We start from the raw sequence: 15451 nt of genomic DNA, 5'->3' as shown, positions 1-15451 counted from the left end.
TGTTACCTGACTCAAAATGCCAACAGAAAAAAGGAGTTCAAAAAAACTTCAGTTAGCGAAGTGGTTAGGTGGAGGAGTTTTAGTTTTTTTGATCGGTGGTTTGGGCTTTCTCTATTTGCGAGGTTTTTTCCGTCAAGAAGTTGAGTACAAAATCACTAATGCTCCTTCTGTAGAGGAGCCACGCTTTCCACTTTTGGTTGTAAGTTTGTCCAATGCTTTAACTACTAGTGGTAGATTCACTGACTTTTGGACTGGAGCAGATGCTATTTATGCTGCTCGATTAGACGCAATTCGCAATGCCAAGCGTACAATTCGCTTTGAAACATATTACATGACACCTGGTCGCCGCGCCGACGAGTTTGCTCAGGCATTAATTGAACGCAGCCAAGCTGGAGTGCAAGTACAACTGTTAATTGACAACTTTGGTACGGGTTCTATCCCTAATGAATATTGGCAAAGATTGCGACAAGCGGGTATAGAGGTGCGCCTTTTCCGAAACTTTGATTGGAGAGCGCCATTGGAATACAATTCTCGCACACACCGCAAACTACTTTTAATTGATGGCGAGCGGGTTTTTATTGGTGGCGCGGGAGTTTCGGATAGTTGGGATGGTGATCCAGAAATTGGCGATCGCGCTCCTTGGCTGGAATTTGAAGTGAGTTATTCCGGGCCGATTGTCAGTATTTTAGAAGGAAATTTTATACAGAATTGGGCTTATGCTGGCGGGACAGTGGATCTGGCACAGCAAGTAGTGCAAGCATTACCAGAAGAAGAAACTAAATTATATGTAACTAATGATACTTCTACATTAAGCGAATCCACAATTAGGATGCTATTTCAAGTTAGCTTTTTAGCAGCTCGGCAACGGATTTGGATTGGCAGTCCTTATTTTGTTCCTGACAGCAATACTCGCAATGTGTTGATTCAAGCCAAAAACAAGGGTGTGGATGTACGTATCTTAACGATGGGACAAAAAAATGATAAGCCGATAGTCCGTTTTGCCTCCCGCGAATTATATGGTGAACTGCTAGCAGCAGGAATCCAAGTGTGCGAATACCAACCTAGTATGATGCACGCCAAGCTAGCTCTAATTGATGATGATTGGGTAAGTACTGGCAGTGCGAATTTTGACCCCCGTAGTTATCATCACAACGATGAATTAAACGTTTCCACCAGAAATCCGCAATTAATTTCAAAAATTGGCAGTTTATTTGAGCAGGCGCAAGCTGAGAGTCAATGTCTCTCTCAACAAGAATGGGAGAACCGCCCTTTAACAGAAAAAATACTCGGTCGTGTGGGACTAATTGTAAAACCGCTTTTGTAATGCTTGTTATATAGGAGGATTAAAAATATGACCGCAGAACAAAAAAGACTGGAAGAAGACCGCAATCGCAAGGCATACTGGCGGAGATGGGGTTCTTACTTGAGTGAGCGGCAATGGGGAACTGTTCGGGAAGATTACAGTTCTGATGGAAACGCCTGGAACTATTTTCCTCACGATCATGCCCGCTCTCGTGCCTATCGTTGGGGTGAAGATGGAATTGCTGGTATTAGTGATAATCATCAACGGTTATGTTTTGCGATCGCGCTTTGGAATGGTAAAGATCCTATTTTAAAAGAAAGGCTATTTGGTCTGAGCGGCCCTGAAGGTAATCATGGAGAAGATGTCAAAGAATATTACTTTTATCTTGATAATATTCCTTCCCATGCTTACATGAAATATCTCTACAAATATCCCCAAAAAGAATTTCCTTATACCCAATTAGTCAAGGAAAATCAGCGAAGAGGCTATCATGAGCCAGAATTTGAGTTAGCAAATACAAATATTTTTGATAACAATGAATATTTTGATATATTCGTTGAGTATGCTAAGGCAGTAGACGAAGATATTTTAATCAAAATTAGTATTATTAATCGAGCTTCACAAACCAAAAATCTCCATTTGTTACCTACAATTTGGTTTCGCAATACATGGTCTTGGCAAGAAAACTCTTCCAAGCCTACTCTGACTCAAGATTCTCCAAATATTGTCAAAGCATCTCATCCAACTTTAGGAGATAGATGGCTATATTGCCAAAAGCCAAAATCGCTTTTATTTACTGAAAATGAAACTAATTATGAGCGACTATTTGGTACAAAAAATAATTCGCCCTATGCCAAAGATGGAATTAATAATTATATTGTTTACAATCAAATCGAAGCTGTAAATCCCGAACAAGTTGGAACAAAAGCAGCGGCTCATTACGAACTAACTCTTGCTCCTGAACAAACTACAATTATTCATCTGCGTTTAACTGATAATGAGAATTTAACAGCAGCTTTTGATACAGATTTTGATGCTATTTTTCCCAAACGTCAGCAAGAAGCAGATGAATTTTATCAACATATTTCGGGTGGTAATTTTTCAGAAGATGCCCAAAATGTACAGCGGCAGGCATTTGCTGGTTTACTTTGGACAAAGCAATATTATCACTATGTGCTGGAAGACTGGCTCAAAGGCGATCCTACTCAGCCACCACCCCAGCGCCATAATCCCCGCAATCAAGAGTGGACACATCTTTATAATGATGACATTCTTTCTATGCCCGATAAGTGGGAGTTTCCCTGGTTTGCAGCTTGGGATTTAGCTTTTCATGTTATTCCTCTGGCTATAATCGATCCAGATTTTGCCAAACGTCAATTAACGAGACTAACAAGAGAATGGTATTTGCATCCCAACGGACAAATTCCCGCCTATGAGTGGCATTTTAGTGATGTCAATCCTCCTGTTCATGCCTGGGCAGCGTGGCGAGTTTATCAGATTGAGCAGGAATTTTATGGTCGTAGCGATCGCGAATTTCTTGAACGAGTATTTCAGAAATTACTACTCAATTTCACTTGGTGGGTAAATCGCAAAGACAACAATGGTGATAATGTCTTTCAAGGCGGATTTTTAGGATTAGATAACATTGGTATTTTTGATAGGAGTTCAGAACTACCGACAGGTGGTCATTTAGAACAATCTGATGGTACAAGTTGGATGGGAATGTATTGCCTGAATATGTTAACCATTGCCTTGGAACTAGCAAAAACTAATCCTACATACGAAGATATCGCCAGCAAATTTTTTGAACATTTTCTTTATATTGCCGATGCCATGGATCATATTGGCAAGACTGATATTCATCTTTGGGATGATGATGACCAATTTTTCTATGATGTACTGCATATGCCTCATGGCGAGCGTCAGCGCCTCAAAGTTCGTTCAATGGTGGGGCTAGTTCCTTTGTTTGCAACAGAAACTATAGAAGCAAGTCTCTTAAATGCTTTTCCAGGCTTTAAAAAACGTTTTGAGTGGTTTATTAACAATCGTCCCGATTTACAAAAAAATATTGCCTGTTTAGAAAATCCAGGCAGTGAAGCAAGAAGACTACTTGCCATTGTAAGCTCAGAAAAACTGAAGGCAATTCTCCAAAAAATGTTGGATGAATCTGAATTTTTAAGTTCTTATGGTATCCGCTCTGCTTCTAAGTATCATGCTGAACATCCCTACATTTTTGAAGTAGATGGACAACAACATCGAGTTGATTACGAACCTGCTGAATCAACCAGTGGGATGTTTGGTGGAAATTCTAACTGGCGCGGCCCTGTGTGGTTTCCCATGAATTTCTTAATCATAGAATCCTTACAAAAATTTTATCGCTATCTGGGTGATGACTTTCAAATTGAGTGTCCCACTGGCTCTGGAAAATTTATGAATTTAAACGAAGTTGCAACAGAGTTATCTCACAGATTGATGAGCATCTTTTTGTGTGATAGTGTCAATTATCGTCCCGTTCATGGTGGTAATTATCTATTTCAAAATCATCCAGACTGGCATAATTTAATTTTGTTTTACGAATACTTTCACGGTGATAATGGCGCAGGATTGGGGGCTAACCATCAAACAGGTTGGACAGGATTGGTAGCGTATTTGATTCACCACTGTGGAGAAAATTATAAGCAAAGACAAGCTCACCAACAACAAGCGATCGCTTCGGATTTAGTTTCATTGTCTGGAAATTGATAACTGCCATGATTCAGGAAGCCTGGAAACTATTAGAAAAATCTATTCTTTACTATCAAGGACGAGCAGTCGGTACAGTCGCAGCACAAGATCCGCACTTAGATGCACTGAACTACGATCAATGCTTCATCCGCGATTTTGTTCCCTCAGCCTTAGTGTTTTTAATGCAAGGTAAGACAGAGATTGTCCGTAATTTTTTAATAGAAACACTGTTGTTGCAAAGCCATGAAAAGCAGATGGACTGCTTTCAACCAGGGCCAGGACTAATGCCTGCCAGTTTCAAAGTAGAATTTGATGGGAACAAAGAGTATTTAACTGCCGATTTTGGTGAACATGCGATCGCCCGCGTTCCTCCAGTGGATTCCTGTTTATGGTGGATTCTCCTCCTACGAGCTTATGTCAAAGCAACAGGCGATATAGCTTTTGCCCATCAACCAGCCTTCCAGGAAGGAATTAAGCTCATTCTCGATATGTGTTTGGTGCATCGCTTTGCCATGTACCCAACGATGCTAGTTCCTGACGGTGCATTTATGATTGATCGTCGTTTGGGAGTTTATGGGCATCCTCTGGAAATTCAGGTGTTATTCTATGCTGTTCTGCGTACTGCTGATGAATTACTTTTACCAGATGAAGATAACCACAGCTATTCCCACAAAATTAAGCAGCGAATGGGAGCTTTAAATTATCATATCCGCGAGTATTACTGGTTGGACTTAAAGCGATTAGGCGAAATCTATCGCTACAAAGGCGATGAATTCGGTAAAGAAATTGCCAATAAGTTCAATATTTATGCTGAATCTATTCCTATGTGGTTAACCGAATGGTTACCTGAAAATGCAGGGTATTTAGTCGGAAATTTAGGCCCCGGAAGAATGGATTTTCGCTTTTTTACCTTAGGAAACCTGCTAGCAATCTTAGTTTCTTTAGCCAGCGAGCAAGAGTCCCAAAGCATTATGGACTTATTTGAGTTGCGCTGGCACGATTTGATTAGTTATATGCCTTTAAAAATTTGTTTCCCTGCCTTAGAAGGTATGGAATGGCATATTGTCACAGGATGCGATCCTAAAAATATTCCTTGGTCTTACCACAATGGGGGCAACTGGCCAATTTTACTTTGGTTGTTTGCAGCGGCAGCAGAAAAAACAGGTCGAGTAGAACTTGCCCAACGCGCGATCGAGATTGCCGAAAGCCGTTTGCTCCGAGATAGATTTCCCGAATACTACGATGGTAAAAATGGCCGTTTAATTGGCAAGGAAGCCAGAATCTACCAAACTTGGAGCATTGCTGGATTGTTAGCCGCAAAAGAAATCATTGCCAATCCTGCTTACTTAGACTTAATTACTTTTGAGGAGGATAATCAGAATTTAGGCTGTGATTTTGCGTAAGCACATACAAATACGGTAGTTACTAAGACTGTTATTTTAGTGACATTTGCGGGAATTATGTAACTGTAGTCTGAGCTTTATTTTTCAAGCAAGCAGATGTTAGTTTTCTCTCGTCAAGCTGTTGGTGCATTTTTGGCTGTCTGTCTATGTATTTCAGGAGTAGGCTTGCTGCAATATCCACGCCTACAAAAATTAATTGCTATTAAAAAAAATGTTTCTTTAGAAACTTTAGAAAAAGAGATAAATCAAGAAAAAACCCGGCTAAATTTACTTAAAAAAACACCAAGTTTTGGTTATGATAATTTAATCGCAAATTGGGTATATCTAAATTTCTTGCAATACTTTGGCGATGATGAAGCTCGTGCCAAAATAGGTTATAGCCTCAGTCCAGAATATTTTGAAGTAATTTTGAAACGTGATCCGCGATTTTTACAAGCTTATTTGGCGCTTTCCAATAGTACATCTATGTATGCTGCTATGCCAGAGCGTTCTATTAGATTGATGGAAGAGGGTTTAAAGTCTTTATCTCCTAAGGTTCCACAAAGAGCTTATTATGTATGGCGTTATAAAGGTATTGATGAATTATTATTTTTAGGTAATTCTCAAGCCTCCGAGCAATCCTTTACAGAAGCAGCAAGTTGGGCGAGTAAATACATAGATGAAGAAAGCAAAAAAATAGCTTATCTTTCTTATAAAACTGCCAAATTTTTACATAAAAATCCTAATAGCAAATATGCTCAAATTTCTACCTGGACAATGGTATTAAATAATCAAGTAGATGAAAAAAATCGTCAAAGAGCGATTAGAGAAATAGAAGCTTTAGGAGGTGAAGTCATCAAAAATGATGATGGAACTATTAGAATTAAATTACCTGAAAAAGATTGAGTAAATAGTTATTGGTTATTGGTCATTGGTTAGTAGGGGAGCCAGCGCGTTGTAGCGACTGGCGTCAAGTGGCGTCAACTGGCGTACGGGTTTTGCTGATCATCTTGCCGTTCAAACGAATAATTTATCTTCTAAACCCGCTCGTACAGTAGTTAGTGGTTTATTGCTCCCCGTGTCCCCCTCTCCCAGTCATAATTCAGCGAGGTTACAAATATTTACTGGTACGACGGCAAATTAATTCAATCTCAAACCCTGGAATTAGCAATTGACGATCCGGGGTTACTCTATGGAGCGACGGTTTTTACAACTCTACGAGTATATGACAACTCCCTTACTCACAGATTAACTAACTGGCAAACACACTACGATCGCCTCAAATCTACCTTAAAAACTTTTAACTGGCCAATACCAGATGAAGCACGATTGCGTCAAGGTGCTAAATTAATCATGACACGCTTCCCCGTTCTCAGAGTTACTATTTTCCCCGATGGACGAGAATTGATCACTGGTAGATTATTACCAAATAATTTGACGGAAAAGCAAAAACATGGTGTGAAAGCCTGTTTATCAATACCAGAATTATATCGCTCTCTACCTGGTCAAAAAACAGGAAATTACCTTAGTGCTTGGTTGGCAAAAACAAACGCCGCCAAGTTAGATGCTGAAGAAGCTATCTTAGTAGATGCACAAGGAGATTGGCTGGAAACTAGTACAGGCAATCTTTGGGGTTGGCGGGATGGCTGTTGGTGGACGCCTTCCCTGAAGGTGGGAATTTTACCGGGAATCATGCGTTATCAGCTGATGAACTGGTTAAAGCAAAAGCAAATTGAGGTGCGGGAAGAACCGTGGACAGCAGATTTAGTCAAGGGATTTGAAGCGATCGCCACCAGCAACAGTGTAGTTGAAATTGTTCCGATCCACACTGTCATCCAACCGACTGGACAGCTACAATATAATCCCTACCATCATATTTTTAAGCAAATGCGAGGGTTTTTCTGAGCATTACAGATGTCAAGTCTGGTATAACTTAAAATAAGTTAACATAATTCTTAAAAATGCCCTCGCACGAAAAAGTACAGGAGGACTGACCTCGGTGAATAATAAAAGATGGAGAAATGCGGGGCTGTACGCGCTGCTGTTTATAGTTGTCATTGCTTTAGGAACAGCCTTTTTTGACAAGCAACCTCAAAGCAGAGAAACATGGCGATACAGTCAATTTATTCAAGAAGTTGAAAAAGGCAGAGTCGAAAAAGTCAGCCTCAGTTCTGATCGGTCTACAGCAGTCGTAACTCCCAAGTACGACCCCAACAAAAAGCTGGTGACCTTAGTTAACGATCCAGATCTAATCAATACTCTTACCAAAAATAACGTTGATATCAGTGTTTTACCTCAAACCGACGATGGTTTCTGGTTTAAAGCACTTAGCAGCTTATTTTTTCCTGTATTACTTTTGGTTGGTTTATTTTTCTTACTGCGTCGCGCTCAAAATGGCCCTGGCAGCCAAGCTATGAACTTTGGTAAGTCCAAAGCTAGAGTGCAAATGGAACCGCAAACCCAAGTAACCTTTGGTGATGTCGCCGGTATCGATCAAGCCAAGTTGGAACTTAACGAAGTTGTAGACTTTTTGAAAAACGCTGATCGCTTTACCGCCGTGGGAGCTAAAATCCCCAAAGGTGTGCTGCTTGTTGGGCCTCCTGGAACTGGTAAAACCTTGCTAGCTCGTGCAGTTGCAGGCGAAGCAGGTGTGCCTTTCTTCTCCATCTCTGGTTCTGAGTTCGTAGAAATGTTTGTGGGTGTGGGTGCATCCCGTGTCCGCGATTTATTCGAGCAAGCTAAAGCCAATGCTCCTTGTATCGTCTTCATAGATGAAATTGACGCCGTAGGTCGTCAGCGTGGTGCAGGCTTGGGCGGTGGTAACGATGAGCGGGAACAAACCCTCAACCAGTTGCTCACAGAAATGGACGGCTTTGAAGGTAACACTGGCATAATTATTATTGCCGCTACTAACCGCCCCGACGTTTTGGATGCTGCTTTGTTGCGTCCTGGTCGTTTTGACCGTCAAGTTGTCGTAGATCGCCCTGACTACTCTGGACGTGTCGAAATTCTCAAAGTTCACGCCCGTGGTAAGACATTAGCCAAGGATGTGGACTTGGAGAGAATCGCCCGCCGTACTCCTGGGTTTACTGGTGCTGATTTATCTAACCTGCTCAATGAAGCCGCAATTCTGGCAGCACGCCGAAATTTAACCGAAATCTCGATGGACGAAATCAACGATGCCATCGATCGCGTCTTAGCAGGGCCGGAGAAGAAAGACCGAGTCATGAGCGAGAAGCGCAAGCAACTAGTAGCTTATCACGAAGCTGGTCACGCTTTAGTTGGTGCGTTGATGCCAGACTATGATCCAGTACAAAAAATTAGTATTATTCCTCGCGGTCGTGCTGGTGGTTTAACTTGGTTTACTCCTAGCGAAGACCGGATGGATAGTGGTTTGTATAGCCGCTCTTATCTAGAAAACCAGATGGCAGTAGCATTGGGTGGTCGTATCGCTGAAGAATTAATCTTTGGTGAAGAAGAAGTAACTACTGGTGCTTCTAACGACTTGCAACAAGTAGCCCGTGTTGCTAGGCAAATGGTAACACGATTTGGCATGAGTGAAACCTTAGGCCCTGTTGCCCTTGGTCGTCAGCAAGGCAATATGTTCCTTGGTCGCGATATCATGTCAGAGCGCGATTTCTCTGAGGAAACAGCTGCTGCTATTGACGAAGAAGTCCGCAAATTAGTAGATGCGGCTTACAAACGTGCCAAACAAGTTTTGACAGATAACCGTCACGTTCTCGATCAGCTAGCAGAAATGCTAGTTGAAAAAGAAACCGTGGATGCCGAAGAGTTACAAGAGCTACTCGGAAATAATGATGTTAAGACTGCGGCGTTTGCATAATTAATCAGGAGTTAAGTTATTAATTAACTCATAACTCTTAAAAGTCAGGGCAATTGTTGGATTTTCCACAATTGCTCTGATTTTTTTGCACGCAGGGGCAAAAGATACAATCTAGTTATAAATTAAACCTAATACTCCACCTATTGAGCCAAAAGCTGTGCAGATGAGGGAAAATGTGAATGTACCAGTTTCATTGATGATATAGTCAGGCAATACTTTTGTAAAACTCAAAAGAACTTTCCAAATTAAAGCTGTAGCAATCGTCAAAATTAAAACATCAATAACATAAGCGCTTAAGCGTTTCCAAAATGCTGCATAGGAATTTACAACTGCTGGTTGGCGACTTTGCCCAGTTTTGGAAGACTTGACATTTTGAGCAAATTGCTGAGACGAACCCAGCGATCGCTCAACCGTACTGCTGCACGTTCACTAATCGGTTGATGGTTACGCTGCTCCAGGTATTGCTCTAAATTCATCCCCTCAATTTTTTCCATCACCAGACAATGCAGAGGTTGTTGGCTGTCTGACTCTACTTTCGGAATTCCAGGATGATTAAGCTCCTTTAAAACCTCAGCTTCTTGCTGAAACAGTTCAATCGCTTTGGGATGAGTATTGTGCAGAACCTTTAAAATTTTGAGCGTACCACCGTCATCTACCTCGTCAATGGTACCAAAGCCAGTTGGTCTAGCGCGATCACTCAGTAGGTGAGTAACTCGATAGCATCCATCCAAGAGTAACTCAGAGCCACAACCCTCACAAAATAGAGTCTTACGGGTGTTTTGCGGCTTTGAGCAAATGGGGTTAATACAGTAGCTCATTGATGCTACGGGTTTTAAAAATTCTTATAAAATAAATATACAATTGCAATTAGTAATATCTACCTAAAGCTAAATTAAAAAATTATAGATTTTTCGTGATCAGAGCTATATATTAATGAGTTGCTCATAAATTAACCTTAAAACTAAAAATCGGGATAATTCTCCCACTTTTTGCAGAATTACCCCAATTATGATGCAAATAGATGCAAATACACTGATTAGCACACCTCCTTTACTTGCTATAGTTTTCTACTTCTTAAACTTGCAAATCTTTACAAGATTAGCGCCAACCAAAATAAGTATGGTCAACAATAAGTTTATCAAGCCCTTAAGCTCTAGTTGGCGGCTTTAAAAATAGCCATGCCACAAAAAAAGTAGATGCTGTAAATAGCTGTGTCAAGTCTAATGCAGACAAATATCCATCTGAGAAAGAAGCAATACTTCTGTCTGTAATGCCAAATAACCAAGATGAGATACCAAATAGCCAAATTCCATTCTTCAGACTTTCTAAAAAACCTTGAGAGTCTGATGATTGCTGATTATTCATTCCTTTCTACTCCGTTGGTAAAGAAGTTAGTTCAAAATTCGAGGATTAGAAAACACTCACTCGTAACAATTCCCCTACTTGTAAGCCCTCAGTACCATATCTTTTGCTTGTATGAATTTTTTCTGCCTTGTTTTGCTACGATATATATATTATATTAATAAATATTTAACATAGTTGACATAACTACCCAAAGATACATATCCGCGATATATACGATTTCTCTTAGTTATTGTCGCTTTCATTTTGGTAGTAAGCTCCAACATTGTTATTCTAAACGCGGGATTGCAAACAATTTGTTACAAATCTAACTAATTTATTAAGTTTTTGTTAAACTAGTTGTGTAATAAAGAATACAATTCAATCAAGTGTGTTATTTTTAGAAGTGATACTAACTAGCATTAAGTTTTAAGAGAGATTGATGCGTGTATGCATAGAATAGATGCAGTCAGTAAATGACCTGATTTAATTACTCGCTCTGTTAGCTAAAAAACTCAAAATATTATTAACTAGGCTTATTCAAATCTTCAAATTTTTTGTCTTAAAACGCTTAGAATAAGGTGTCTTCATACACAGCACAATCAATCATTGATAAAAATTTTCAGCTTAGACCTCTTTTGTGTCATTCGGTGACCTATGACTATCTGTAAATAATCTAATAAAAATTTAGATATAGAGAGTTAAAGTGGGAATAATTTTAGATAGATTCTGACTTTTGCAATTAGTTTGCGAAATTTAGACAATTTAGACTGTATCAGCAAGATAAGGCAAAGTTATTCAAGCAAAGAGCCGATGAGCGTAATTAGGCAACGCCGAATAATAATTGGAGACGTGCATGGTCACTATCAAGGTTTAATGAGATTGTTGGAGGCGATCGCTCCTACATCAGATGATCAAGTTTATTTTTTAGGAGACTTAATCGATCGCGGGCCAAAAAGCTCACAGGTAGTGAATTTTGTCAAAAATAGTCCTTATCAGTGTCTGTTGGGGAATCACGAGCAGATGTTATTAAACATTTTTACCAAACGTATTCCTACCCCAACGGTGCAAGCATGGCTTTATAGTGGTGGGCAAGCAACAGTAGCTAGTTATCAAGAAGCTACTATTCCCCACGAGCATCTAGAATGGTTCAGCACTTTGCCTACACATTTAGATTTGGGAGACATTTGGTTAGTTCATGCTGGTGTTGATCCCTCAATTCCTTTAACTGAACAAACTGCCGAGCAATTGTGCTGGGTGCGAGATGACTTCCACAGCATCCAGAAGCCTTATTTTCCTGATAAGTTAATGATTATCGGTCACACTATTACCTTTACCTTGCCTGGTGTTTTGCCTGGAAAATTAGCGCAAGGACAAGGATGGATTGATATTGATACTGGCGCATATCATCCCCGCAGTGGCTGGTTAACAGCACTGGATGTTACAAATCGTTTAGTTTATCAAGTTAACGTCTTCAAAAACTATGTCCGCACTCTGCCCTTACAAGAAGTGGTAACAACTATACAGCCAGAACAGATTCGAGTTAGCGCTCGCGGGCATTGTCTGGCGTAGTGATTACAGGGATGAGAGGGGACACAATTCGTTTAAACCAAAGCGACACTAGGACTTCAGTAATGCTCGAATACTAGCTTGATAAGCAGTACTATCTAATCCGTCGTTGCTGTTAGTTGGTTGATTATTCATGGTGCGTTTGAGAACTGCAATGCGATCGCTAGTTGCCGGGTGAGTGCTTAAAAATGTCGGCACAGAACGTTGGCTACTGCTACTGAGCAACTTTTGCATAAAGGAAATCATTCCCGATTGAGCATAGCCAGTGCGCGAAAAAGTTTTCAGTCCTCTTTGATCGGCATCAAACTCCATTTGGCGGCTACGGGGCAAATTACGTGCTAATTGCACTCCTAATTGCACTGCTGTAGAGCGATCTAATCCGGCTGCTGTTAACAATCCTTCATCAATAGCTTTTTGCCGCATTTGTTTGATTAAGTGCTTGCCGCCAATGTGTCCAATTTCATGGGCAACTACACTTGCTAGTTCTGCTTCATTGGCTGCTGCTTTGAGCAAACCTGTATGAATATACACATAGCCTCCCAAAGTGGCAAAAGCGTTTATACTATCACTGTCAACTACTTGGAAAGTATATTTAAGATTAGGGCGATCGCTGTTTGCTGCTAAACGTCGTCCAATTTGTTCCACATAACGATTAATTTCAAAATCACGATATAGTCGAACATCACCGCTTAACAATTCTTGGTTGATTTGTTTACCAATATCAGCTTCTTGGCGATCAGATATATTAGAAAGCTGAAGCACTTGAACTCCCCGTAAAAGTAAAGGTAACCAATCCAAAGCTTGGGAAGGCAGGGCTGTACTCAAGCAAATACTCAGCGCCACTAGCACTGAAATTAAAGGATAAAAATAACGACGCCAAAAAAAATTGTAATTAAAAGATAAACTTTTCCTATTCATCATCTATCCGGTTTGAGGAGTATTTTGGCAGAACATGAAAGATGAGACGGATTTAAAGTTTTATAAGTTGCATTTTGCATTAATAACCTAAGTATTAGTGATTTTACTTGGGTAGAGGGCTGTTTGATCCTATTTATTTTGAATATGAACTAAAAACAGCGTTCGTGATAAACTGTTGCACGATCAAAAAATATAGAAGGCAGTGATGCGAGAGGTTCAGTGGATCTAAGGATAAAAATGATTGAAATTTATCAACGTAGATAACAAAACATACACTTCTACTCTTGCCATACTGCCAGAAATGCTTACTCTGCTTTGATTTGGAAAAATTGGTTATGACTATTTTAGATTCCAAAGGTCGGTTATTCGGTAAGTTCAACATCCTCGACGTAGGTGCTGCACTAGTAATATTGCTAGTTATATTTGGCATCTTTTTCTTTCCTGGTACAACTGGTTCTGTTGCCCAAGTTGGAGTTACAACAAAACCAGTTGAGATTGATTTAATTGTGCGTGGTTTGAATGTACGCGATCCTCAACAGTTATTTGATCAAGGCTTAACAAAAGGCGGTAAAACAAACGTTATTATCCGCAATCAACCACACGGTACTATTAATATTAAATCGGCGCGGCTATTACCCAGAACTGTCTTAGTCCCACAGCCAGATGGTTCTATTAAAGAGATGCCAGATCCAAAAGCAAACAATTTTAGTACAGATATGCTTGTGACATTAGACGGTAAAGCTACAATCACAAATAATGGCCCAGTTATGGGTTCAAGTAAACTCAAAATTGGAGTACCAATTGAGTTGGATGGATTTAATTACAATTTCAACGCTTCTGTTATTGATATTCGGGTTAAAGATAAGTCATAGCTGATGTGGAGATAAGTCCCCATTTCATATTCAGAAATGGGGACGATTTGTTAAAGAATTTCTAACTCCCAAGTTGTTCTGAAATCCATTGGCAGTAAAGCTCTGAGCCATAAACAATAGGCAGAGCAATAATTTCTGGCACTTGATAAGAATGGAGTTCACGAATCTTAGATTCTAAAAGTGGAAATACTCTTAAATCTGTTTTAATGGACAACTGCCATTCTTGCTCATTGTGTGTTTTTTGCTGCCAGCGATAAATAGATTGAATCGGAAACAAGTTTACACAAGCAGCCAGTTTAGCTTCTACAAGAGCAGAAGCGATCGCTTCTGCTTCTTCTTTTGAGGCAGTTGTTACCAACACTACACCATAGGCAGTAGAGTTAGCCATAGCTCCTATCATTTAGAATTTTGAATAGTCAATAGTTCATTAGTCAATCTATTTACTTATTGACAGTTAACTATTGACTGTTGTAGAAACGTAGTAAATTAGCTTAGACTTGGTCTATTGCAGCTTTGAATTAAACAGAAGACAAGGAATATACCTGACCATCTATTAACAGTCGAGTAATACCCTTGGCTTGCAGTTGATAACGAGCTTTGTGTAGCATTTTGCTATCGGGAATTTTAACTACGCGATCGCGTTTAGTAGAGAAGCGTTTTGCGACTCGATGATTATCAAATACGGGCAACGTTCTTTCCTGAGTTTCTGGGCTAGGAATGTGTCCTAAATCACCAAAATCCCTAAGTGGTCTGGTAATTAATTCCGAAGAGCGGTCAATAACTAAGTAGCAAGTTTTTGGTAAATTAGCTGCTGATAGCGGCAAAACCCGCACAAAGGAATCACCAATTCTAGCTCTTGTCACTAGACGTGGTGCTTCCACAAAGTCTTCTTCATCATCATCGAAGTCTTCATCATCATCGAAGTCTTCTTCATCAAGATCTTCGTCTAAATCCTCCAACTCTTCCGATTCATCTAACAAATCTTCACCCAAAATTTGAGCTATTGCTTGCGCATTTGGATGTGTATCCTCAATGAGCGGGCTGGGAATATTTGTGATTTCCTGAGTTTTGGGTAACAGTTCTAATTGTTCTGCTACAGATGGTGTTTCCTGCCCCGCCGCTGAAGAACGACGCTTCACTCTTCTGCTTTTAGGAATTGGCTCAGTAGCAGTAACGGGGCTTAACTCCTCCTCTAAGGCAGGCTTCTGTTGTGGCAGTTCCTTTGCCTCTGGCTCAACTTGAGTGAATAAAGGTGGGTTTTCGTAGGTTACTTGCGCTCTTCCCTCAGGAGTTCTAGCTGCACGCTTTAAAGAAACAAGATATTCATACTCGTCTTCTGGCAAAGTACTTTTGAGTAAACGGCTAATAGTCGAATTACTGACGTCATAGCGTTCCGCTAAAGTTGAGGTCGTTTCAGCAGTTTGACGATATAATTTGAGGATTTCTTCCTTATCAGAATCTGTTAGTTTTCTCACAATAGACACCAAGCAAACATTTT

The 15451-nt window shown here is 40.1% G+C and carries 14 protein-coding genes; 8 read left to right on the top strand and 6 right to left on the bottom strand.

Translation table 11 applies throughout. The annotated features are described in order from the left end of the window. Nucleotides 1-16 precede the first annotated feature (16 nt). From U2718_RS26820 to ftsH3, 6 genes are all read left to right on the top strand, one after another. Nucleotides 17-1324 (top strand): phosphatidylserine/phosphatidylglycerophosphate/cardiolipin synthase family protein, encoded by a 1308-nt coding sequence (locus tag U2718_RS26820; RefSeq protein ID WP_341993078.1) that lies wholly within the window; start codon nucleotides 17-19, stop codon nucleotides 1322-1324. Nucleotides 1325-1351: 27 nt separating this feature from the next. Next, nucleotides 1352-4045 (top strand): MGH1-like glycoside hydrolase domain-containing protein, encoded by a 2694-nt coding sequence (locus U2718_RS26815; RefSeq protein ID WP_341993079.1) that lies wholly within the window; start codon nucleotides 1352-1354, stop codon nucleotides 4043-4045. A gap of 8 nt (nucleotides 4046-4053) precedes the next feature. Then, complete coding sequence (locus tag U2718_RS26810) at nucleotides 4054-5430, top strand: glycoside hydrolase 100 family protein (protein WP_341993080.1); 1377 nt, start codon at nucleotides 4054-4056, stop codon at nucleotides 5428-5430. A 96-nt stretch (nucleotides 5431-5526) separates the two neighbouring features. Beyond that, on the top strand, nucleotides 5527-6315 hold the full coding sequence (locus U2718_RS26805; protein WP_341993081.1) for a hypothetical protein: 789 nt from the start codon (nucleotides 5527-5529) through the stop codon (nucleotides 6313-6315). A 213-nt stretch (nucleotides 6316-6528) separates the two neighbouring features. Further along, nucleotides 6529-7314, top strand: coding sequence for an aminotransferase class IV (locus U2718_RS26800; RefSeq protein ID WP_341993101.1), 786 nt, complete (start codon nucleotides 6529-6531; stop codon nucleotides 7312-7314). Nucleotides 7315-7408: 94 nt separating this feature from the next. Beyond that, nucleotides 7409-9253: an ATP-dependent zinc metalloprotease FtsH3 gene (gene ftsH3, locus U2718_RS26795; protein WP_016876546.1), complete on the top strand. Its 1845-nt coding sequence runs from the start codon at nucleotides 7409-7411 to the stop codon at nucleotides 9251-9253. A gap of 111 nt (nucleotides 9254-9364) precedes the next feature. Here the strand turns inward: ftsH3 and U2718_RS26790 are convergent, their stop codons facing one another. The 3 genes from U2718_RS26790 to U2718_RS26780 all read right to left on the bottom strand — a co-directional run bounded on the left by U2718_RS26790 (nucleotide 9365) and on the right by U2718_RS26780 (nucleotide 10618). Continuing rightward, nucleotides 9365-9520 carry a hypothetical protein gene (locus U2718_RS26790; RefSeq protein ID WP_341993082.1) on the bottom strand — a complete coding sequence of 52 codons (156 nt, stop codon included), beginning with the start codon at nucleotides 9518-9520 and terminating at the stop codon, nucleotides 9365-9367. 56 nt (nucleotides 9521-9576) lie between these two features. Then, nucleotides 9577-10071 carry a 4-Cys prefix domain-containing protein gene (locus tag U2718_RS26785; protein ID WP_341993083.1) on the bottom strand — a complete coding sequence of 165 codons (495 nt, stop codon included), beginning with the start codon at nucleotides 10069-10071 and terminating at the stop codon, nucleotides 9577-9579. Nucleotides 10072-10399: 328 nt separating this feature from the next. Continuing rightward, nucleotides 10400-10618, bottom strand: coding sequence for a hypothetical protein (locus U2718_RS26780; protein ID WP_341993084.1), 219 nt, complete (start codon nucleotides 10616-10618; stop codon nucleotides 10400-10402). A gap of 789 nt (nucleotides 10619-11407) precedes the next feature. Here U2718_RS26780 and U2718_RS26775 point away from each other — a divergent pair. After that, a complete protein-coding gene (locus U2718_RS26775) occupies nucleotides 11408-12166 on the top strand; it encodes a metallophosphoesterase family protein (protein WP_341993085.1) in 759 nt (252 codons plus the stop codon). A gap of 48 nt (nucleotides 12167-12214) precedes the next feature. Here the strand turns inward: U2718_RS26775 and U2718_RS26770 are convergent, their stop codons facing one another. After that, nucleotides 12215-13084, bottom strand: a complete 870-nt coding sequence (locus tag U2718_RS26770) for a M48 family metallopeptidase (protein WP_341993086.1) — start codon at nucleotides 13082-13084, stop codon at nucleotides 12215-12217. Between the two features lie 332 nt (nucleotides 13085-13416). Here U2718_RS26770 and U2718_RS26765 point away from each other — a divergent pair, with 332 nt between their 5' ends. Next, the gene (locus U2718_RS26765; RefSeq protein ID WP_289791399.1) at nucleotides 13417-13953 is read left to right on the top strand and encodes a DUF4330 domain-containing protein; all 537 of its coding nucleotides are present in this window, start codon (nucleotides 13417-13419) and stop codon (nucleotides 13951-13953) included. Between the two features lie 61 nt (nucleotides 13954-14014). On the opposite strand, the gene cutA is transcribed toward U2718_RS26765, so the two are convergent. Next, nucleotides 14015-14341: a divalent-cation tolerance protein CutA gene (gene cutA / locus U2718_RS26760; protein WP_341993087.1), complete on the bottom strand. Its 327-nt coding sequence runs from the start codon at nucleotides 14339-14341 to the stop codon at nucleotides 14015-14017. A gap of 130 nt (nucleotides 14342-14471) precedes the next feature. Further along, nucleotides 14472-15428 carry a transposase gene (locus U2718_RS26755; protein ID WP_341993088.1) on the bottom strand — a complete coding sequence of 319 codons (957 nt, stop codon included), beginning with the start codon at nucleotides 15426-15428 and terminating at the stop codon, nucleotides 14472-14474. Nucleotides 15429-15451 lie beyond the last annotated feature (23 nt).

Origin of the sequence: Chlorogloeopsis sp. ULAP02, from assembly GCF_038404745.2 — a bacterium.
Classification (GTDB): domain Bacteria; phylum Cyanobacteriota; class Cyanobacteriia; order Cyanobacteriales; family Nostocaceae; genus Chlorogloeopsis.
The sequence above is the reverse complement of the archived record's forward strand: the minus strand, read 5'-3'. Positions and strand labels throughout refer to the sequence as shown.